This is a genomic window from Actinomadura sp. 6K520, from assembly GCF_004349245.1.
In the GTDB taxonomy this organism is placed as follows: domain Bacteria; phylum Actinomycetota; class Actinomycetes; order Streptosporangiales; family Streptosporangiaceae; genus Spirillospora.
Window position 1 is genome coordinate 14,834 of sequence record NZ_SMLC01000072.1, and the last position, 19,965, is coordinate 34,798.

The following is a 19,965-nucleotide window of genomic DNA, read 5'->3' on the forward strand; positions in this document are numbered from 1 at the left end:
GGTGACTACGACGACGTCATCGGCACCTCACCGAATGCTGCGCCGAAACGGGGCTTATATGCGCGTGCTCGGAATCAATGCGATCTTTCATGACCCGGCCGCCGCGCTGGTCGTGGACGGCGCCGTCGTCGCGGCGGCGGAGGAGGAACGCTTCAGCCGCCGCAAGCACGGGAAGCGGCCGGTGCCCTTCGCCGGCTGGGAGCTGCCGGAGAAGGCGGCCCGGTGGTGCCTCGCGGAGGCCGGGCTCGAGCCCGGCGACCTCGACGCCGTCGCCTACTCCTACGATCCGGGACTGGTCGAGCCGGGACTGGCCGGGCACGACGTCCAGTGGGAGCGGCTGCGGACGCTGTACGCGCGGCGGGCGCCGAACTTCCTGTCGACCGCGCTGCCGGGGCTCGACCCGGGGATCGTGCGGTACGTGCCGCACCACGTGGCGCACGCCGCGTCCGCCGGGCTCGCGGCTCCCGGACCCGGCGACGGCGACGTCCTGGTCCTCGACGGGCGCGGCGAGTCGCACTCGCACCTCGCCGGGACGTACGAGGGCGGCGTCCTCACCCCGCTGCACGCCCAGCGCCTCCCCCACTCCCTCGGCCTGATGTACGAGGACCTCACCGAGCACCTCGGCTTCCTGCGCTCCAGCGACGAGTACAAGGTCATGGCCCTGGCGTCCCACGGCGAGCCGCGCTTCCTGGACGAGCTGCGCGAGCACGTCCGCGCCACCGGGGACGGCGGTTTCGCCGTCGCGGACATCGACTGGGGCGCGCTGGCGAAGGCCCGTCCCGCGGACGGCGAGTGGACCCGCGACCACGCCGACCTCGCCGCCAGCGTCCAGGCCCGCCTCGAAGAGGTGCTGCTGGACCTGGCGGCGTGGCTGCACGGCCGCACCGGCTCCCGGCGGCTGATGCTCGCCGGCGGCGTCGCACTCAACTGCGTCGCGAACTCGCGGCTCGCCGAGGCCGGGCCGTACGACGACATCTGGGTGCAGCCCGCCGCGGGCGACGCCGGCACGGCGCTCGGCGCCGCGCTGCACGTCGCGCGGGCGAGCGGTGATCCGCCGTCGGCCATGCCCGGCGCCGCCCTGGGCCGCCGGTGGGACGACCGGGAGATCGCGGCGTGCCTGGACACCGCCAAGATCCCGTACGAGCGGCCCGGCGACCTGGCCGCCGCGGTCGCCGACGCCCTGGCGCGCAACGAGATCGTTGCGTGGTTCCAAGGGCGGTCGGAGTTCGGGCCGCGCGCGCTCGGGCACCGGTCCCTGCTCGCCCACCCCGGCCACGAGGCCAACCTGGAGCGGCTCAACGACGTCAAGGGCCGCGAGCAGTTCCGCCCGATCGCGCCGATGGTCGCGCTCGACCACGCGGCCGAGGTCTTCGAGGGGCCGCTGCCGAGCCCGTACATGCTGTTCGTCCACCGGGTGCGCCCCGGCTGGCGCGAGCGCATCCCCGCGGTCGTCCACGTGGACGGCACCGCCCGGATCCAGACGGTCGACGCCGGGGACGAGCCCCTGGTCGCGCGGCTGCTTGAGGAGTTCCGACGCCGGACGGGCCTGCCCGTCGTGGTCAACACCAGCCTGAACACCGCCGGCCGCCCCATGGTCGACGACCCGCGGGACGCGCTGGAGTGCTTCGGCTCCGCCCCGGTGGACCTGCTGGCCATCGGGCCCTTCGTCGTCCGCCGCCGGGAGGTGCACGCCCGATGAGCCACCCGGTGACCGGTCACGGCGCCGCCGGCCACACCGTCGTCATCCCGACGATCGGCCGGGAGAGCCTGCGCGGCACGCTGCGCGCGCTGCTCGCGGGACTCGCCGGCGAGGCGGGGCGCGCGGTCCACGAGATCATCGTCGTGGACGACCGCCCCGCGCCCGGCGCGCCCCTCCCCCTGCCGCCGGACATGCCGCCGGACATGCCGCCGGACATGCCGCCGGACGGGCCGGAGATCCGGGTGATCCGCTCCGGCGGGCGCGGGCCCGCCGCCGCCCGGAACGCCGGCTGGCGCGCGGCCGCGACCGAATGGGTCGCGTTCCTGGACGACGACGTCGTGCCCGAGCCGGAGTGGGCCGCCGGGCTCGCCGCCGACCTCGCGGACCTGGCGCCCCAGGTGGGCGGCTCCCAGGGCCGCGTCACCGTACCGCCGCCGGAAGGCCGGGCCCCGACCGACTGGGAGCGCAACACCGCGGCGCTCGCCGGCGCGGAGTGGATCACCGCCGACATGGCCTACCGCCGCGCCGTCCTCGCCGAGCTCGGCGGCTTCGACGAACGCTTCCGCCGCGCCTACCGGGAGGACGCGGACCTGGCGCTGCGCGCCATGGACGCGGGGCACGGACTCGTCCTCGGCGAGCGGAGGGTGACGCACCCGGTCCGGCCCGCCGGCTTCTGGGCGTCGGTGCGCGCGCAGGCGGGCAACGCCGACGACGTCCTCATGTGGCGGGTGCACGGCGCCTCGTGGCGGGAACGCGCCGGCGAGGGCCGCGGCCTGCTCCACCGCCACGTGCTCACCACCGCCGCCGCCCTCGCCGCCGCGGCGGCGCCCGCGGCACTGCGCGGCCGCCGCGGCGGGACGGCCGCGCTGGCCGCCGGGGGCATGTGGTGCGCGCTGACCGCCGCCTTCGCCCACCGGCGGATCCGGCCGGGGCCGCGGACGCCCGGGGAGGTCACGAAGATGCTGGTGACCAGCGCCGTCATCCCGCCCGCGGCGGTATGGCACCGGGTGCGCGGGCTGATCGTCCACCGCGGGGCACGGCCCTGGGGCGGCCCGTGGGTCGTGCTGTTCGACCGCGACGACACGCTCATCCGCGACGTCCCCTACAACGGGGACCCGGAGCGGGTCGAGCCGATGCCGGGGGCGCGCCGCGCCCTGGACCGGCTGCGGCGGCACGGGGTGCGGATCGGCGTGGTGTCCAACCAGTCGGGCGTGGCGAAGGGGCACCTCACCGCCGGGGACGTCAGGCGCGTCAACGCGCGGGTCGAGCGGATCCTCGGCCGCTTCGACGTGTGGGAGATCTGCCCGCACGACGGCGGCGACGGCTGCGACTGCCGCAAACCGCGGCCCGGCATGATCGAGCGCGCGGCCCGGCGGCTCGGGGCGCGCCCGGCGGACTGCGCCGTCATCGGCGACATCGGCCGCGACGTCGAGGCCGCCGCCGCGGCGGGCGCGCGCGGCATCCTCGTGCCGACCGGCCGCACCCGCCCGGCGGAGGTGGCCCGGGCGCCGGAGACCGCGCCGACGCTGCGGGCGGCCGTCGATCTGGTCCTCGGCGGAAGGCGGCGCCGATGAGGGTCCTCGTCGCCCGCCAGGACAACATCGGCGACGTCCTGCTCGCCGGCCCCGCCGTGCGGGCGGTCGCCGGGCGCGCCGACGAGGTCGTGCTGCTGTGCGGCCCGCGCGGGCGCGCGGCCGCCGACCTGCTGCCCGGCCTCGACGGCGTCATCGAGTGGTGCGCGCCCTGGATCGACCCGGACCGGGTGCCCGTCGAACGGGACGACATCGAGGGGATCGTCCGCAGGCTCCGCGGGTTCGACCGGGCGCTGATCCTGACCTCGTTCCACCAGTCGCCGCTGCCGCTGGCGCTGCTGCTGCGCCTCGCCGGGACGCCGTGGATCGGCGGCATCAGCGAGGACTTCCCCGGTTCGCTGCTCGACCTGCGGCACCGCCCCGGCGAGGACATGCCCGAGCCGCTGCGGATGCTCGCGCTGGCGGAGGACGCCGGATTCCCCGCCCCGGCCGACACCCGGCTGCGGGTCCGGGAGCCGCTCCCCGACACCGACCACCTCACCGGCGGCCCCGGGTACGTCGTCGTGCACCCGGGCACGTCCGTCCCCGCGCGGGCCTGGCCGCCGCAACGCTGCGCCGAGGCCGTCCGGCTGCTGCGCACTGCCGGCCGCCGCGTCGTCGTCACCGGCCACCGGGACGAGAAGGAGCTGACCGCGTCCGTCGCCGGCGAGGACGGCCTCGACCTCGGCGGCCGGACGTCGCTCGCGGAGCTGGCGTCCGTGCTGCGGGGCGCGTGCGCCGTGATCGCCGGCAACACCGGCCCCGCGCATCTGGCGGCGGCCGTCGGGACGCCGGTCGTGTCGCTGTTCGCGCCGACCGTGCCCGCCGCCCGGTGGGCGCCGTTCGGCGTCCCGATGGCGCTGCTCGGCGACCAGATGGCGCCGTGCAAGGACAGCCGCGCCCGCGAATGCCCGGTCGACGGGCACCCCTGCCTGGCGTCGGTCCGCGCCGAGGAGGCGGCCGCGGCCGTGGAGATCGTGGCCTCGGTCGAGGAGGTGCCCGCCCGGTGAGAGTACTGATGTGGCACGTGCACGGCTCGTGGGCGACGTCGTTCGTCCACGGGCCGCAGACCACGCTCGTCCCCGTCACCCCGGGCCGGGACGCCGACGGCAAGGGCCGGCCCGACACCTTCCACTGGCCCGGCCGCGCGGTCGAGGTTCCGCCGGAGCGGCTCCGCCACGAGGACGTCGACGTCGTCGTCCTGCAGCGCCCCCGCGAGCTGCGGCTGGCCGAGGAGTGGCTCGGGCGCCGCCCCGGCCGCGACGTGCCCGCCGTCTACGTCGAGCACGACACCCCCCGCCGGACGCCCGCCGACATCGGCACGCCCGAGGAGGTCGTCCCCGACAGCCGCCACTTCCTGCACGACCGCTCCGACATCCCCGTCGTCCACGTCACCCACTTCAACCGGCTGTTCTGGAACTGCGGGCGGGCCCCGGTCAGGGTCATCGAGCACGGCGTCGTCGACCCCGGCTACCGGTACACCGCCGACCTGCCGCGCGCCGGCGTGGTCATCAACGACCCGCTGCGCCGCGGCCGCGTCGCCGGCACCGACCTGCTCCCCGACCTCGCGGCGGCCGTACCCCTGGACCTGTTCGGCATGAACGTGCGGGACGTCCCCGGGCGCCTCGGGACCGCCCCCGGGGCACTCCGGACCTTCGAGGACCTGCCGCAGGCGAGGATGCACGAGGAACTCGCCCGCCGCCGCGTCTACGTCCACCCCTACCGGTGGACCTCCCTGGGCCTCGCCCTGATCGAGGCCATGATGCTCGGCCTGCCGGTGGTGGCGCTCGCCACCACCGAGGCGGTCGAGGCCGTGCCGCCGGAGGCCGGGGTGCTGTCCACGCGCGTCGGCACGCTGGCCGACGCGGCGCGGGCCCTGGCCGCCGACCCGCCGCGAGCCCGCCAGATCGGCAAGGAGGCGCGGGCCCACGCCGTCGAGCGGTACGGCCTGCCGCGCTTCCTGCGCGACTGGCGGCGAACTCTCCAGGAGGTGTCGCGATGAGGATAGCCATGGTCTCCGAGCACGCCAGCCCGCTGGCGGCCAGGGGCGGTCCCGCGGGTCTGGGCGGAGCGGACGGCGGCGGGCAGAACGTGTTCGTCGCGGAACTGGCCACCGCGCTCGGCCGGCAGGGGCACTACGTCACCGTCTACACCCGGCGCGACGCGCCCGGCCGGCCGCGCCGGGTGCGGCTGGCGCCCGGGGTGACCGTCGAGCACGTCCCCGCGGGCCCGCCCGAACACATCGCCAAGGACGAGCTGCTGCCCTGGATGCACGACTTCGGGCGGTACCTGGAGCACCGCTGGGCCGCCGATCCGCCCGACGTCGCGCACGCGCACTTCTGGATGAGCGGCCTGGCGGCGATCCAGGCCGCGCAGCCGCCCGCGTCGCGGCGCGTGCCGGTGGTGCAGACCTACCACGCGCTGGGCACCGTCAAGCGCCGCCACCAGCGCGACCGGGACACCAGCCCCGCGTCCCGGATACGGCTGGAGCGCGCGGTCGGCCGCGCCGCCGACACCGTGATCGCGACCTGCTCCGACGAGGTCGGCGAGCTGGCCGCGATGGGCGTCCCCGGCGACCGCGTCCGCGTCGTCCCGTGCGGCGTCGACCTGGACCTGTTCTCGCCGGCCGCCGGGGGGCCGCGCGGCGGCCGGCACCGCCTGGTGGTGCTGTCGCGGCTCGTCGAGCGCAAGGGCGTCGACACCGCCGTCCGGGCCCTGGCCCATCTCCCGGACGCCGAGCTGGCCGTCGCGGGCGGGCCGCCGCGCGGCGACCTGGCCGGCGACCCCGAGATCCGCCGGCTGCGGGCGGTGGCGCGGGACGCGGGCGTCGCCGGCCGCGTGGAGTTCCTCGGCCGGCTCGGCCGAACGGAGGTCCCCGCGCTGCTGCGGTCGGCGAGCGTCGTGCTCACCCTCCCCTGGTACGAGCCGTTCGGCATGGTGCCGCTGGAGGCGATGGCCTGCGGCGTCCCGGTGGTCGCGACCGCGGTCGGCGGGCACCTGGACACCGTCGTGGACGGCGTCACCGGGACGCTCGTCCCGCCGCGCGACCCCGAGGGCGCCGCCCGCGCGGTCCGGGCGCTGCTGGGGGACCCGGACGCGCGGGCCGCGATGGGGCTCGCGGCCGCCGGGCGGGCGCGCGAGCAGTACTCCTGGGGCCGCGTCGCCGCCGCCACGACCGAGGTCTACCGGCACGCCGCCGCGCTGAGCGAGGTGCCGGCATGACCGCCCCCGCCACCCGCACCAGGACCGCGACGCCGCGGGACCGGCGGCTGGAGGCCCTCGCCGAGGCCGCGCTGCGGTTCCGCGCGCAGGTCCCCACCATCGAGACCTGGGGGCGGCGCCTGGCCGGCGTGCTGCGCGGCGGCGGGCGGCTGCTGGCGTGCGGCAACGGGGGCAGCGCCGCCGAGGCGCAGCACCTGACCGCCGAGCTGGTCGGCCGGTTCGAGGATGAGCGGCGGCCGCTGTCGGCGATCCCGCTGCACGGCGACACCTCGTCGGTCACCGCCATCGGCAACGACTACGGCCCGGCCAGCGTGTTCGCGCGGCAGGTGCGGGCGCACGGCCGGCCCGGCGACGTGCTGCTGTGCCTGTCCACCAGCGGCCGCAGCCCCAACGTGATCGCCGCGGCGCGGGAGGCCCGGCGGCTCGGCCTCACCGCGTGGGCCGTGACCGGGCCGGGGCCCAACCCGCTCGCCGACGCCTGCGACGACGCCGTCACCGTGGAGGCCGCCGCCACCTCGACCGTCCAGGAGATCCATCTCGCCGCGATCCACCTGCTGTGCGGGGTGATCGACGACGCCCTGGGGGTGAGACCATGACCGCTCCGCTGGTGGTCGTCGGCGACGTGCTGCTCGACATCGACATCGTCGGCACCAGCAGCCGGCTATGCCCGGACGCGCCCGTGCCCGTCGTCGAGCAGGCCGAGGAACTGCCCCGGCCGGGCGGCGCCGGGCTCGCGGCGCTGCTCGCGGCCCTGCAACCGGGCAACGCCGGGCGCGAGGTGGTGCTCGTCACCGCCCTGGCCGACGACGAACCCGGCCGCCGGCTGCGCGCGATGCTGGAGAAGCACGTGGAGGTCGCCGCCCTGCACCTGCACGGCGGCACCCCCTGCAAGCTGCGCATCCGGTCCGGAGGGCAGTCGGTGGCGCGCCTGGACGCCGGGGAAGGCCAAGCCCTCGACGGGCCCGTCGGCCCGCGCGTCACCGACGCCATCGCCGGGGCCGGCGCGGTGCTCGTCGCCGACTACGGCCGCGGCGTCACCCGGCACCGCGCCGTCCGGTCCCTGCTGAGCGGGCTTCCCGCGGGCGTCCCCGTCGTGTGGGACCCGCACCCGCGCGGCGAGGAACCCGTCCCCGGCGTGCGGCTCCTCACCCCGAACGCGGCCGAGGCCGCCCGGCTCGCCGCCGCCCGCGGCGCCGAGACCGGCGGATCGGGGCTGTCGGCGGCCGGGCGGTGCGGCCGCTACCTCGCCGGCGCCTGGGGCATCGACGGCGTCGCGGTCACGCTCGGCTCGGACGGCGCGCTGCTGTGCGACGGGTCGGAGGCGCCGCTGCTCGCGCCGGCGCGGCCCGCCCGCGGCGACTCCTGCGGCGCGGGCGACAGCTTCGCCGCCGGGGCCGCGGGCGCGCTCGCCGACGGCGGGTCGCTCGCCGGCGCCGTCACCGAGGGCGTCCACCTCGCGTCGGAGTTCGTCCGCGCCGGGGCCGCCGCGGGCGTCGCGGCGCAGCTCGCCGAGACCGGCACGGCCCGGCTCGTCCCCGAGCGCGGCGAGGACGCCTGGGACGTCGTCGAGCGGACGCGGCGGGCCGGCGGGACGGTCGTGGCGACCGGCGGCTGCTTCGACCTGCTGCACGCGGGCCACGTCAGCATGCTGCAGCAGGCGCGGCGGCTCGGCGACTGCCTGATCGTGTGCGTCAACTCCGACGCCTCCGTGCGGCGCCGCAAGGGCCCGACCCGCCCCGTCACGCCCGCCGCCGACCGCGTCCGGGTCCTGGAGGCGCTCAGCGACGTCGACGCCGCGCTGGTGTTCGACGACGACACCCCCGCCCCGCTGCTGGAACGGCTGCGCCCGGACGTGTGGGTGAAGGGCGCCGACTACGCCGGAACCACGCTGCCCGAGGCCGAGACGGTCCGGGCCCACGACGGCGAGGTGGTCCTGCTCCCCCTGCTGGAGGGACGCTCCACCACCCGCCTGCTGTCCACCACGAAGGGAACCGCCTCATGAACGTCCTCATCACCGGTGGCGCCTCGGGACTCGGCGCGGCCGTCGCGCGCCGGGTCGCGGCCGATGGCGGGCGTCCGCTCATCCTCGACCGGCACCCGCCGAAGGACGACTTCGAGTGCATGCAGGCCGACCTGGCCGACCGCAGGTGCGCCGAGCGGGCCGTGCACGGCCTGGCCCGCGCCGCCGGCGGGCTGAACGCCGTCGTCACCGCCGCGGGCATCGACGCCTGCGGCACGCTGTGCGAGGTTCCCGCCGAGGACTGGGAACGGGTCGTCCAGGTGAACCTGCTGGGCACCGCCGCCGTCATCCGCTCCGCGCTCCCCTACCTGGAGAACGAGCCGCACGGCCGGGTCGTCACCGTCGCGTCCACACTGGGCTTCCGGGCGCTGAGCGACGCGACCGCGTACTGCGCGTCCAAGTTCGGCGTCGTCGGCTTCACCCGGGCGCTCGCCGCCGAGATGGCCGGCCGCGTCGCCGTCACCATGGTCGTCCCGGGCGGCATGGACACCGCGTTCTTCGACGACCGCTCCGACCAGTACAAGCCGGGCCCGGGCGCCAGCCTCAACCGCCCCGAGGACGTGGCGTCGGCCGTGGCGTTCGCGCTCGCCCAGCCCGCCGGCTGCGAAGTGCGGGAGATGGTCGTCTGCCCTTCACGGGAACCGTCGTGGCCGTGACCGGTTCCCGGGTCCTGGTGCTGCGCGCGCTCGGCCTCGGCGACCTGCTGACCGGCGTCCCGGCCCTGCGCGCCCTGCGCCGCGGTATGCCCGGCGCAAGGATCACGCTCGCCGCACCGGCCGCGCTCGGCCCCCTCGCCCGCTCCACCGGCGCCGTCGACGACGTCCTCCCGGCGGAGGGGCTGGCCCCGCTGCCGCGCGCAGGCCCGGTGGACGCGGCGGTCAACCTGCACGGCCGCGGCCCGCAGAGCCACCGTGTCCTCGGGAAGCTCCGCCCGGGTCGGCTGCTGGCCTTCGCCTGCGCCGAGGCCGGCCACGCCGACGGGCCCGGGTGGGATCCCGCCGAGCACGAGGTGGCGCGGTGGTGCCGGCTCGTGTCGGCGTACGGGTACGACGCCGACCCCGCCGACCTGGACCTGCCCGCGCCGCCGGCCACGTCACCCGCCCCCGGGGCCGTCGTCGTCCATCCGGGCGCGGCGTACCCGGCGCGCCGCTGGCCCGCCGAGCGGTTCGCGGCCGTCGCGGCGGCGCTGCGCGGCCGCGGCGAGCGGGTCGTCGTCACCGGCGGAGCCGGCGAGGCGGCACTGGCGCGGCGGGTCGTGGAGATCGCCGGGCTGGGCGCCGCGGCCGACCTGTCGGGCCGCACCGGCCTGCCGGAGCTGGCCGCGCTCGTCGCGGGGGCCCGGCTCGTGGTGTGCGGCGACACCGGCGTCGCCCACCTCGCGACCGCGTTCCGGACGCCGTCGGTGCTGCTGTTCGGCCCGACGCCCCCGGCCCGGTGGGGGCCGCCGGACCGGGCGGAGCACCTGGTCCTGTGGGCGGGGCGGCGGGGGGACCCGCACGGCCGCGAGCCCGACCCCGGACTGCTGGAGATCACCGCCGGGCAGGCCGTCGAAGCCGCGGGCGAAGCGCTCACCGCCAACCACTGAAGGGGACATCATGAGACATCCACGCGCCGTGGTCACCGGAGGCTCCGGTTTCCTCGGGTCACACCTGTGCGAGGCGCTGCTGGCCCAGGGCATCTCCGTGGTGTGCCTGGACAACCTGCTGACCGGCACGTCCCGCAACATCGCCCACCTGACCGAACGGCGCGACTTCCGGTTCCTGAGACGCGACCTCACCGAGCCGGTGCACGTGCCAGGCGAGGTCGGCTACGTCTTCCACCTGGCCTCGGCGGCGTCCCCCGCCGACTACCTGCGGCTGCCGATCCAGACGCTGGAGGTCGGCAGCCAGGGCACCCGCAACGCGCTCGACCTCGCCGAGAGCAAGAACGCGCGTTTCGTGCTGGCCTCCACGTCCGAGGTCTACGGGGACCCGCTCGTGCACCCGCAGCCCGAGTCCTACTGGGGCAACGTGAACCCGGTCGGGCCGCGCAGCGTCTACGACGAGGCCAAGCGGTTCGGGGAGGCGCTGACGTCGGCGTTCCGGCACGCCCGCGGCCTCGACACCGCGATCGTGCGGATCTTCAACAGCTACGGCCCGCGGATGCGCCCCGACGACGGCCGCGCCATCCCGACGTTCGTGCGGCAGGCGCTGACCGGTGAGGACCTCACGGTCACCGGCGACGGCACGCAGACCCGCTCGATCTGCCACGTGGACGACACCGTCCGGGGCATCATCGCGCTCGCCATGGCGGACCATCCGGGGCCGGTCAACATCGGCAGCCCCTACGAGGTGTCCATGGCCGGGCTCGCCCGGATGATCATCGAGCTGACCGGCTCGCGGTCCCGGCTGCGGTTCATCGACCGCCCGGAGGACGACCCGCGCGTCCGGCGGCCCGACACCGCCCTCGCCGAGGAGGTGCTCGGCTGGCGTCCCCGCGTCTCGGTCGAGGACGGCCTGCGCGCCACGATCGAGTGGTTCGCCCGGCAGGTTCCGGTCGCCCGCCCGGCGTGACCCGCCGGGGACGGGCGCCGCTCATCCGGGCGCCCGTCCCCGCGCCGGTTCGAGGCCCCGCTCAGCGGACGCCCAGGACGTCCAGCAGCGCACCGATCACGGCGCCGCCGGCGGGTGGTCCCGGTGCGCGCCCGGGGTCCCCGGATGACAGGCACCAGTCCCACCAGCGGTCCAGTTCCCCGTGGTCGAGCAGCGGCCCGTCCCGCCCGGCCTCCTCCTCCGCCGCCGCGACGGTCACGACGGCGGGCCACGCCCACGCCCGCGCCTGCGCGGTGACCTTCGCGCCGCCGCGCACCGGGTCGACGGCCAGCGCCGGGACCCCGTTCTTCAGCGCCAGGACGAGCCCGTGCAGCCGTGTCGTGACCACCACGTCGAGCCTGCGCAGCGCCGACTCCAGCTCCGCGGCCGTCGTGCACAGCCGCCAGTCGCGCGGGTCGAGCCGCGTGTCCAGGGGCAGCCGGGCGCACTCGCGGCCGGCGAGCCACTCCGTCAGCTCCCCCTCGATCCGGTCGTGCAGCCGCCGCGTCCCGTACTCCGCCTGGCCGGGCGCCAGCACGACGCCCGCGACGGGCACCTGCGGGGTCTCCGGCAGCGCGGCCAGGTCGTGCCGCGGCGCCGCCGCGGGCGCGTCGCGGGCGAGGACCGCGTCGAACCCGGTGACCGCGGGGTCGCCCGGGTCGATGACCGAGACCCCGACGGCGACGCGCGTGCAGCGGGCGTACCGGCGGTGCAGGTCCTCGACCTGCGGGCCGTGCAGCGGGCCGCAGGCGAACACCAGGTGGGTGTAGCGGCGGGGATCGGCGCGGCCGAGGTCCAGGCCGCCCGGCCGGAACACCGGGCTCCACGCCAGGTCGCACCGCACCCCGGCGCCGGCGAGCGCCCGCCGCACCGCCTCCATCGCCAGGACGTCGCCGGCCGTCGCCTCGCCGTGCACGAAGCTCGGCCACCCCGTCACCAGGACGCGCATCCGCCGTCGCCCCTTCCCGTCCCGTGACATTGAGACACCTACCGGTTTACCGAAGCGGCCGGGTGGGCAGAGTCAGTTCGCGGCCCACTCGCCGAGTTCCGAGCCGGTTGCCCGGAGCTGCGAGCCTGGGCCGCACCAGCGTTACCGGCCCGGATCCGGGGTCCGGCGGCCGGCCCGGCGCCGCCGGCCCCTGGACCGGGCGCCGCGCCCCTCCACGAAGGTCTTGAAGCGCCGCAGGTCGCCCTTGACGCGGTGGCCGAGGGCACCGAACCGGTCCCCCGCCTTCGCCGCGAACCCCTCCGGGTCGATCTCGAGCTGGACGGTGACGCGCGTGGTCGTCTCGTCCAGCCGGCGGAAGGTGACCACGCCGGCGTGGGTCGGCCCCTCCAGCGACTTCCACGCGACCCGCTCGTCGGGGTGCTGCTCGGTGATCCGCGCGTCGAACTCGCGGGTGACGCCGGCGATCCGTGTCCGCCAGCGCAGCGTGCCGTCGTCCAGCCGGCGGACCTCCTCGACACCGTCCATGAACTGCGGGAACGTCTCGAACCGCGTCCACTGGTCGTAGGCGGCGCGGATCGGGACGGTGACGTTGACCGACTCGGTGATCGTGCTCACGGCTCCCCCTCCGGCGTTCACCGGGGCGGTACCCGCAGGGGCGCCCCGTATCCCCCGCACGATGAGCCGACCGGCCGGAAACCCCACGCGGCAGGGGGTTTCCGTGTGATCGGCCGTTTGCCGGGTAGTGGGACCGAACCGGATAGCCCCTGCCCTCGCCCGTTCCTTCTCCGAAGGGAGAGCATTCGTATGACGTCGGCGCAGGCCACCACGAGGTTCAATGACGGACAGGCCGAGAACCTCCTGGCGGAGATGAACCGGCTCGCGGAGGGAGATCCCCGGCGGGAACGGCTCCGATCGCGCATCGTCGACATGCACGCGCCGCTCGTCCGCGGTGTGGCGCGCCGGTACGCCAACCGCGGGGAACCCCTCGACGATCTCCAGCAGGTGGCCTATCTGGGCCTGGTCAAGGCCATCAACCGGTTCGACCCGGGGATCGGCGACCGGTTCGTCACCTACGCCTACCCGGTGGTGACCGGGGAGGTGAAGCGGCACTTCCGCGACAAGACGTGGGGCATCCGCGTGTCGCGCCGCATCCAGGAGCTGCGCCCGATCCTGCAGCGGACCATCCAGGAGTACACCCGCGAGCACGGCGGCTCCCCCACGACCGCGGAGATCGCCTCGCTCATGGGCATCACCGAGGAGGAGGCCGTCGAGGTCATCGTCGCCTGCGACGCCTACCGGCCGCTGTCGCTGGAGGCCCCGGCGGACGGTTCGCCGGACGGCGACAACGGCACGGTCGGCGAGTACCTCGGGTCGGAGGACCCGGCCCTGGACGCCTTCATCGACGGGCACGCCCTCGGCCCGCTGATCGACGAGCTGCCCGAGCGGGAGCGGACGATCCTGCTGCTGCGGTTCTTCGGCAACAAGACCCAGACGCAGATCGCCGAGCAGATCGGGCTGTCCCAGATGCACGTCTCGCGGCTGCTCCGCGCCACCCTGGAGCAACTCCGCGCGGGGCTCCTCACGGAACGCTGACCGGCCGGCGCCGGGGCCGGGCGCCGGCCGGTCATCCCGGCGGGTCAGCGCGGGACGGTCACGGCCTGGGCAGCGCGCAGTTCCGGTCCAGCACGACGTCGTTGCCCTTCCCGAGGCAGCGGGCGAGCTGGTACGTCTGCTGGCCGTAGTTGATCCCCGGCCGGACGGTGACGTTCCCGTTCCGGTCGACCTCGCAAGGGTTGTTGAGCGTGCAGCGCTCGCCGTCCTCGTTGCCGGTGTTGTTGACGCCGACGACGTGGCGGGTCCGCGCGTCGACGATCGGCGAGCCGGACGTGCCGCCGATCGTCTGGCACCCGGGCGTGTAGCGGATGGAGTTCCGCCACGTCCAGCCCGCCTCGCGCAGCCGGTGGACGGTTCCGTCGATCTTGCAGCCGTAGATCGTCCGCCAGTAGCCCGACACGACCCGGATCTCGGTGCCGTCATGCGGCCGGGCGGCCGACAGGCGCAGCGCGGGAACGCCGTGGCGCTTCCGGATGGCGGCGTAGGTCGTGTCGAGGCGGTAGACGGCCACGTCGGTGTCGGTCATCGTGGCGTACTCGATCCGCGTGGCCCGCAGGGTGCCGAGCTCCTTCGTCCCGGTCCGGTCGAGCAGCGTGAACGTCCGGGACGAGTTCCGGTCCACGATGACCTCGCCGGCCGCGGGCATGCCCGTCTCCAGGCAGTGGCCGTTGGTCATCACCAGTGCCCGGTCGGTGTCCCGCGTACGCGGCCCGCGCACGATGGAGCCGGAGCAGTTGCTGAGCGCGACGATCCCGGTGAAGTCGACCTCGGCCCTGAGCGGCGCGGCGGGCGCGGCGGGCGCGGCCTGCGCGACACCGGCGGAGGCGAGCGTCCCGGCGCCCAGAACGGCGGCGAGGGCGGCGGCGGCGAGGCGGCGTCGGGTCATGGGAGTCCTCTCGGAGAGGGCCGGTCGCAGCGGGCCGGGGAGTCTCGGTTTCATTCAGTCCACGTCCACCCAGCCGTAGGTGCGCTCGACGGCCTTCTTCCAGCCGGCGTAGCCCTCCCGGCGCCTCTCCTCGTCCCAGGTGGGCTCCCAGCGTCGGTCCTCGTTCCAGTTCCGGCGGAGCTCCTCGGTGGTGTTCCAGAAGCCGACGGCCAGCCCCGCCGCGTAGGCGGCGCCCAGGGCGGTGGTCTCGGCGACGACGGGCCGCGAGACCGGGACGCCCAGGATGTCGGCCTGCATCTGCATGCACAGCTCGTTGGCGGTGACCCCGCCGTCGACCTTGAGCACGTCCAGGGAGACGCCGGAGTCCTCGCGCATGGCCTCGACGACGTCGCGGGACTGGTAGCAGATCGACTCCAGCGTGGCGCGGGCCAGGTGGGCGTTGGTGTTGTAGCGGGACAGCCCGACGATGGCGCCGCGGGCGTCGGAGCGCCAGTACGGGGCGAACAGGCCGGAGAAGGCGGGGACGAAGTAGACCCCGCCGTTGTCCTCGACCTGCCTGGCCAGGGACTCGCTCTGGGCGGCGCCGGAGATGATGCCGAGCTGGTCCCGCAGCCACTGCACCGCCGATCCCGTCACCGCGATCGAGCCCTCCAGCGCGTACACGGGCCGGTCGTCGCCGAACTTGTAGCAGACGGTGGTGAGCATCCCCGCCTTGGACCTGACGAGCTCCTCACCGGTGTTGAGGAGGAGGAAGTTGCCGGTGCCGTAGGTGTTCTTGGCCTCGCCGGGGGCGAAGCACACCTGCCCGACCGTCGCGGCCTGCTGGTCGCCGAGGATGCCCGTGAGCGGGACCTCGCCGCCGAGGGGGCCGTCCGCGCGGGTCACGCCGTACGGGTCGGGCGCCGAGGACGGCCTGATCTCAGGGAGCATCCGCCGCGGGATGCCGAAGAACGACAGGAGCTGGTCGTCCCAGTCGAGGGTCTCCAGGTCCATCAGCATGGTGCGGCTCGCGTTGGTCGGGTCGGTGACGTGCACGCCGCCGTCCGTCCCGCCGGTGAGGTTCCACAGCACCCACGTGTCGATGTTGCCGAAGATCGCGTCGCCGTTCTCGGCGGCCTCGCGGACGCCGTCGACGTTCTCCAGGATCCACTGGACCTTGCCGCCGGAGAAGTACGTGGCGGGCGGCAGGCCGGCGCGGTGCCGGATCGTCTCCCCCCTGCCGTCCCGTTCGAGGGCGGAGGCGATGCGGTCGGTGCGGGTGTCCTGCCAGACGATCGCGTTGTAGTACGCGCGGCCCGTCCGCCGGTTCCACACCACGGCGGTCTCGCGCTGGTTCGTGATCCCGAACGCCGCGAGATCGGCGTGGCCGAGGTTCGCCCGGTTCAGGGCGGACTGGATGACCGACCGGGTCCGCTCCCAGATCTCGGTGGGGTCGTGCTCGACCCACCCGGCCCGCGGCAGGATCTGCTCGTGCTCCAGCTGGTGGCGGGCGACCTCGTTGCCGCCGTGGTCGAAGATCATGAAGCGGGTGCTCGTGGTGCCCTGGTCCAGCGCTCCGACGAAGTCGGCCATGGGCCCTCCCTTTCCGCCGGCGGGGGGCGACCCCGTCCGGAACGTCAGAAAACCGTCAGGAAACGTCGTACTCCGGCTTCGGCTCGGTGATCTCCGTGCCCTCCTCCTCGCCGGGGATGTTGCGCCCGATGAGCAGGATGTAGAGGCCGGCCCCGAGCACGCCGCCGATGAGCGGTCCCGCGATCGGGACCCAGAAATACAGGTTCCCGTACTGGTCGCTCCACGGACTGTCGTAGCCCGTCAGCCACTGGACCAGCCGCGGGCCGAGGTCGCGGGCCGGGTTGATCGCGTACCCGGCGGCGGAGCCGAACGCCATCCCGATCCCCACCACGATGAGGCCGATGATGAACGGCGCCAGGTTCGCCAGCGGCGGCGCGTTGCGCAGGTCGGTGAGGGCCAGTACGAGGAACAGCAGGATCGCGGTGCCGATGATCTGGTCGCGGAACGCCCCCCAGGTCCCGATCGGCAGCGTCCCGTTGCCCGGCATGGTGGAGAACACGATGTGCGACTTCTCCGTCAGGCCGGGGTCGAACTTCTGCAGGATCTCGCTGTAGTTCCAGCGGACGATCAGCGCGGCGACGAACGCCCCGAGGACCTGCGCGAAGCAGTACGGGAGCACCTTGCGCCACGGGAAGCCCTTGAAGACCGCGAGGGCGACCGTGACGGCCGGGTTGATGTGCCCGCCGCTGATGCGGGCCGACACGTACACGCCGAGCGTGACCCCGATGCCCCACGCCCACGCGATGCTGTCGTGGTCTCCGAGGCTCTGCGGCTCACCGAGCCCGCTTCCGGCGACGACCTGCGCGACGACGCCGACCCCGAACAGGATCAGGATCATCGTCCCGGCGAACTCCGCGGCCATCTCCCGGGCCAGCGGGGGGAGCTTCGGCCCTCGCGTCATCTCTCCTCCTCGGGGGTGTGTGACGTAAGGCACAGCCGCCGCGACGGTAAGGTCGCCGGACAAGATCGGTCAACGGCCCCGTGACGACAATGTCGGCACCCCGTCCCGCCCATCACCACCCCCAGGACTCGATCACGGACGTGATCATGCCCCGGTGAAGCACCTCTACACCGCGCTCAAACGCCCCGTCCTCCAGCCCCCACCCACCACCATCCAAAGGACGAGCAGGCTCGACGCCCTCCTCCAGCCCCCCGTCCCAGCGCCCGGGGATCAGTGGCCGCGGAACGCCTCTTCGAGCCACCAGGCGGGCCGGTCCCGCGTGACCTTGGCGTCCACGAGCATCGGGCGGTCGCGCGGCCCCTCCAGCCAGGCGGCCACCGCGGCCAGGTCCGCCCGCCGCCGGACGGTCGCCGCCGCACAGCCGAACCCGCGGCCGATCGCGGCCAGGTCGGCGGGCGGGAACGTGACCGTGTCCAGCGGATGCCCGCCGGGGCCGAAGTGGTGCACCTCCGCGCCGTACGCCTCGTCGTCGTAGACGACCACGAGCAGGTCCAGCCCCAGGCGGACGGCCGTCTCCAGCTCCGCGGCGGACATCAGCGCGCCGCCGTCCCCGAGCGCGGCGACGGTGAGCCGGTCGGGCCGGGCCACGGCGGCGCCGATGGCGGTGGCGAGGCCGAGCCCGACCGACTGGAACGCCTGGGTGAACACGAGCGCGTCGGCGTCGGGGACGTCCAGGAACATCGCGGGGTACCCCATGAAGTTGCCCGAGTCGACGGCGACGGTGCGCTCGCGGGGCAGCATGCCGTCCAGGGCGATCGACAGCGTCCGCGGGTCGATGCGGGGCCCGCCGGTGCCGCCGTCCCCGGCGGGATGCTCCTCGTACGGGACGTCCTGCCAGCGCCCCTCCCGGGCGAGGCGCCCGGCGACGTCCGGGGTGCGGTAGCCGGTCGCGGAGTGGCCGCGCGCCTCCAGCTCCGCGGCGACGGCCCGCGCGGTCTCGGCGGCGTCGCCGATGAGGCCGAGGTCGACGGGGTGGTGCGCGCCGAGGGCCCGCGCGTCCACGTCGACCTGCACGACCTTCGCGTCACGGGCGACGAGGGCGCCGTGCCGGGTCGTCCACATGTTCAGCGAGCAGCCCCAGCCGACGACGAGGTCGGCGCCGCGGATCAGTTCCGCCGCGGCGGGGGTGGCGAAGCCGCCGCTGACGTCCAGGGCGAACGGGTCGCCGGTGAACAGCCCCCGCGCGACGGCGGAGGTGGCGGGCAGCGCGCCGCAGCGCCCGGCCAGCCCGGCGAGGGGCTCGCGGGCGCCGGACAGCCGCGCGCCGCGGCCGGCGACGAACACCGGCCGCGCGGCGTCCTGGAGCATGTCGGCGAGGCGGGCGACCGCGGCGGGCGGCGGCACCGGCAGCGGCGGGACGGCCGCCCGGCCGCGGGCGGCCGGGCGGTCCGCGGGGTCGCCGGGGTGCTCGGCCTCCTGGATGTCCAGGGGGAGGCACAGCAGGACCGTGCGGCGTTCGGCGACCGCCGTCCGGCAGGCGCGGGCCACGTCGGCGAGGGCGGTCCGCGGCGAGTGGACCCGCTCGGGGACCGCCCCGACCGCCGCCGCGATGGCCGCCTGGTCGACGCGGAAGTTGGAGCGGACCGCGGCGGCGGCCACCTCGCCCGCGACCACCAGCAGCGGCGTGCGGCTCTTGGCGGCCTCGGCGATCCCGGTGACCGCGTTGGTCAGGCCCGGCCCCTGGTGCAGCGAGACCACGCCTAGCTCGCCGCTCACCCGCGCGTAGGCGTCGGCCATCGTGGCGGCGCCGGCCTCGTGCCGGGCGGCGACGAACCGCGCGCCGCCCGCGACGAGCGCGTTGGTGACGTGGAAGTTCCCGCTGCCGACGACCCCGAAGACGGTGGCGGCGCCGAGCCGCGCGAGGGCCTCGCCCACGGCCTCCGCGACGTTCATCGCTCGATCAGCGCGAGCACGCGGGCGGGGCTGCCCGAGCCGCCGACGATCGGCAGCGGCGAGGCGAGCAGCACGGCGCCGCGGGCGGGGAGCCGTGCGAGGTTCTGCAGCTGGGTCAGCCCGTACTTGCCGGCGCCGAGGAAGTACGAGTGGCAGGGGAACGGCGGGTCGAAGGCGTGCGCGCCGCCCGCGTCGGTGCCGACGGTCTCCACGCCGAGGCCGATGAGGGGGGTCTCCTCGGCGAGCCACCGCGCGCACTCGGCCGAGACGCCGGGCGTGTGGGGGCCGTTCTCGTCGGTGTTGAGGAAGGTGTCCTGGTCGCCGGAGCGCGCGTCCCAGCCCGTGCGGTAGAGGAGCCAGCCGCCGTCGGGAAGCCGCCCGTGCGTGTTCTCCCAGTCCCGGACGTGGTCGATCTCCAGCAGGAAGTCGGGGTCGGCGGCGGCGTGCGCGGAGGCGTCCAGCACGACGGCCGGGGCGACGAGCCTGCCGGGCGGCACCTGCGAGACGTCCTCGCCGTCGCGCCCGGTGGCCCAGTGCACGGGCGCGTCGAAGTGGGTGCCGACGTGCTCGCCGGTGACGACGTTGTTCCAGTACCAGGCCGGGCCGCGGTCGTCGTACCGGCTGATCTCCTCCAGCCGGAACGGGACCGTGTTGGCGAAGGGCTCCGGCAGCCGGAGGATCGGGGTCCGCTCCGACAGCGGGGCGGTCAGGTCGACGATCTCCACCCGCCCGTCGGAGAGGGCGGTGAGCAGCTGGTCGAGAGGGGACATCGGGCCTCCGGCGGCGCGGGATCGGCTGGTGGTCGCGGGGTGCCCCGAACGTACCGCAGTGGCTCCAAGTCCATGCCGGGGCACGGTTTTCGTTAATTGACCACATGGACGCGGCGCCGCGGCGCGCTCACCATCGGGGCGGAAGCCCCCGGCCGATCCCACCCCATGGAGGTCCGCATGCGCCGCAGGCCCTGGTCGCTCGCGCTCGCAGCCGCCGCCCTGCCCCTGGCCCTGTCCG

The 19,965-nt window shown here is 75.7% G+C and carries 18 protein-coding genes; 11 read left to right on the top strand and 7 right to left on the bottom strand.

Annotated features, from left to right (window positions below):
* Positions 1-58: 58 nt before the first annotated feature.
* From E1289_RS19900 to E1289_RS19945, 10 genes are read left to right on the top strand one after another with little or no spacing between them, the layout of a single operon-like run.
* Entirely contained in the window at positions 59-1,699 is a 1,641-nt protein-coding gene (locus tag E1289_RS19900) for a carbamoyltransferase C-terminal domain-containing protein (protein WP_131982289.1), read from the top strand.
* The gene (locus E1289_RS19905; RefSeq protein WP_131982291.1) at positions 1,696-3,273 is read left to right on the top strand and encodes an HAD-IIIA family hydrolase; all 1,578 of its coding nucleotides are present in this window, start codon (positions 1,696-1,698) and stop codon (positions 3,271-3,273) included. The genes E1289_RS19900 and E1289_RS19905 overlap by 4 nt, the downstream gene beginning before the upstream one ends.
* Positions 3,270-4,280, top strand: a complete 1,011-nt coding sequence (locus E1289_RS19910) for a glycosyltransferase family 9 protein (RefSeq protein WP_131982293.1) — start codon at positions 3,270-3,272, stop codon at positions 4,278-4,280. Before E1289_RS19905 ends, E1289_RS19910 begins: the two co-directional genes overlap by 4 nt.
* A complete protein-coding gene (locus tag E1289_RS19915; protein ID WP_243712973.1) occupies positions 4,277-5,272 on the top strand; it encodes a glycosyltransferase in 996 nt (331 codons plus the stop codon). Before E1289_RS19910 ends, E1289_RS19915 begins: the two co-directional genes overlap by 4 nt.
* Positions 5,269-6,492 (top strand): glycosyltransferase, encoded by a 1,224-nt coding sequence (locus tag E1289_RS19920; RefSeq protein ID WP_131982296.1) that lies wholly within the window; start codon positions 5,269-5,271, stop codon positions 6,490-6,492. The genes E1289_RS19915 and E1289_RS19920 overlap by 4 nt, the downstream gene beginning before the upstream one ends.
* On the top strand, positions 6,489-7,088 hold the full coding sequence (locus E1289_RS19925; protein WP_131982297.1) for an SIS domain-containing protein: 600 nt from the start codon (positions 6,489-6,491) through the stop codon (positions 7,086-7,088). Before E1289_RS19920 ends, E1289_RS19925 begins: the two co-directional genes overlap by 4 nt.
* Complete coding sequence (locus E1289_RS19930) at positions 7,085-8,494, top strand: PfkB family carbohydrate kinase (RefSeq protein WP_131982298.1); 1,410 nt, start codon at positions 7,085-7,087, stop codon at positions 8,492-8,494. Before E1289_RS19925 ends, E1289_RS19930 begins: the two co-directional genes overlap by 4 nt.
* Positions 8,491-9,168, top strand: coding sequence for an SDR family oxidoreductase (locus E1289_RS19935; protein WP_131982299.1), 678 nt, complete (start codon positions 8,491-8,493; stop codon positions 9,166-9,168). Before E1289_RS19930 ends, E1289_RS19935 begins: the two co-directional genes overlap by 4 nt.
* Positions 9,165-10,097: a glycosyltransferase family 9 protein gene (locus E1289_RS19940; RefSeq protein ID WP_207929047.1), complete on the top strand. Its 933-nt coding sequence runs from the start codon at positions 9,165-9,167 to the stop codon at positions 10,095-10,097. The genes E1289_RS19935 and E1289_RS19940 overlap by 4 nt, the downstream gene beginning before the upstream one ends.
* Positions 10,098-10,107: 10 nt before the next feature.
* Positions 10,108-11,064 (top strand): NAD-dependent epimerase/dehydratase family protein, encoded by a 957-nt coding sequence (locus E1289_RS19945; protein ID WP_131982300.1) that lies wholly within the window; start codon positions 10,108-10,110, stop codon positions 11,062-11,064.
* A gap of 61 nt (positions 11,065-11,125) precedes the next feature.
* On the opposite strand, the gene E1289_RS19950 is transcribed toward E1289_RS19945, so the two are convergent.
* Both E1289_RS19950 and E1289_RS19955 read right to left on the bottom strand, forming a co-directional pair.
* Positions 11,126-12,031 carry a polysaccharide pyruvyl transferase family protein gene (locus E1289_RS19950; RefSeq protein WP_131982301.1) on the bottom strand — a complete coding sequence of 302 codons (906 nt, stop codon included), beginning with the start codon at positions 12,029-12,031 and terminating at the stop codon, positions 11,126-11,128.
* A gap of 141 nt (positions 12,032-12,172) precedes the next feature.
* Positions 12,173-12,646, bottom strand: a complete 474-nt coding sequence (locus tag E1289_RS19955) for an SRPBCC family protein (protein ID WP_131982303.1) — start codon at positions 12,644-12,646, stop codon at positions 12,173-12,175.
* A 189-nt stretch (positions 12,647-12,835) separates the two neighbouring features.
* On the opposite strand from E1289_RS19955, the gene E1289_RS19960 reads away from it, so the two are divergent.
* Positions 12,836-13,624: a SigB/SigF/SigG family RNA polymerase sigma factor gene (locus tag E1289_RS19960; protein WP_131982305.1), complete on the top strand. Its 789-nt coding sequence runs from the start codon at positions 12,836-12,838 to the stop codon at positions 13,622-13,624.
* Between the two features lie 58 nt (positions 13,625-13,682).
* On the opposite strand, the gene E1289_RS19965 is transcribed toward E1289_RS19960, so the two are convergent.
* From E1289_RS19965 to E1289_RS19985, 5 genes are all read right to left on the bottom strand, one after another.
* Positions 13,683-14,531, bottom strand: coding sequence for a serine protease (locus tag E1289_RS19965; protein ID WP_131982307.1), 849 nt, complete (start codon positions 14,529-14,531; stop codon positions 13,683-13,685).
* Positions 14,532-14,585: 54 nt separating this feature from the next.
* Entirely contained in the window at positions 14,586-16,103 is a 1,518-nt protein-coding gene (glpK, locus tag E1289_RS19970) for a glycerol kinase GlpK (protein ID WP_131982309.1), read from the bottom strand.
* Between the two features lie 55 nt (positions 16,104-16,158).
* A complete protein-coding gene (locus E1289_RS19975) occupies positions 16,159-17,004 on the bottom strand; it encodes an MIP/aquaporin family protein (RefSeq protein WP_131982311.1) in 846 nt (281 codons plus the stop codon).
* Between the two features lie 270 nt (positions 17,005-17,274).
* Positions 17,275-18,957 (bottom strand): thiamine pyrophosphate-binding protein, encoded by a 1,683-nt coding sequence (locus E1289_RS19980; protein ID WP_131982313.1) that lies wholly within the window; start codon positions 18,955-18,957, stop codon positions 17,275-17,277.
* Positions 18,954-19,727: a cyclase family protein gene (locus E1289_RS19985; protein WP_131982315.1), complete on the bottom strand. Its 774-nt coding sequence runs from the start codon at positions 19,725-19,727 to the stop codon at positions 18,954-18,956. The genes E1289_RS19980 and E1289_RS19985 overlap by 4 nt, the downstream gene beginning before the upstream one ends.
* Positions 19,728-19,965 lie beyond the last annotated feature (238 nt).

Coding starts and splice junctions, on each gene's coding strand:
- E1289_RS19910 (WP_131982293.1), top strand. CDS start 3,270: ATGAGGGTCCTCGTCGCCCGCCAGGACAACATCGGCGACGTCCTGCTC.
- E1289_RS19935 (WP_131982299.1), top strand. CDS start 8,491: ATGAACGTCCTCATCACCGGTGGCGCCTCGGGACTCGGCGCGGCCGTC.
- E1289_RS19920 (WP_131982296.1), top strand. CDS start 5,269: ATGAGGATAGCCATGGTCTCCGAGCACGCCAGCCCGCTGGCGGCCAGG.
- E1289_RS19905 (WP_131982291.1), top strand. CDS start 1,696: ATGAGCCACCCGGTGACCGGTCACGGCGCCGCCGGCCACACCGTCGTC.
- E1289_RS19945 (WP_131982300.1), top strand. CDS start 10,108: ATGAGACATCCACGCGCCGTGGTCACCGGAGGCTCCGGTTTCCTCGGG.
- glpK (WP_131982309.1), bottom strand. CDS start 16,103: ATGGCCGACTTCGTCGGAGCGCTGGACCAGGGCACCACGAGCACCCGC.
- E1289_RS19975 (WP_131982311.1), bottom strand. CDS start 17,004: ATGACGCGAGGGCCGAAGCTCCCCCCGCTGGCCCGGGAGATGGCCGCG.
- E1289_RS19960 (WP_131982305.1), top strand. CDS start 12,836: ATGACGTCGGCGCAGGCCACCACGAGGTTCAATGACGGACAGGCCGAG.
- E1289_RS19965 (WP_131982307.1), bottom strand. CDS start 14,531: ATGACCCGACGCCGCCTCGCCGCCGCCGCCCTCGCCGCCGTTCTGGGC.
- E1289_RS19950 (WP_131982301.1), bottom strand. CDS start 12,031: ATGCGCGTCCTGGTGACGGGGTGGCCGAGCTTCGTGCACGGCGAGGCG.
- E1289_RS19930 (WP_131982298.1), top strand. CDS start 7,085: ATGACCGCTCCGCTGGTGGTCGTCGGCGACGTGCTGCTCGACATCGAC.
- E1289_RS19985 (WP_131982315.1), bottom strand. CDS start 19,727: ATGTCCCCTCTCGACCAGCTGCTCACCGCCCTCTCCGACGGGCGGGTG.
- E1289_RS19900 (WP_131982289.1), top strand. CDS start 59: ATGCGCGTGCTCGGAATCAATGCGATCTTTCATGACCCGGCCGCCGCG.
- E1289_RS19980 (WP_131982313.1), bottom strand. CDS start 18,957: ATGAACGTCGCGGAGGCCGTGGGCGAGGCCCTCGCGCGGCTCGGCGCC.
- E1289_RS19925 (WP_131982297.1), top strand. CDS start 6,489: ATGACCGCCCCCGCCACCCGCACCAGGACCGCGACGCCGCGGGACCGG.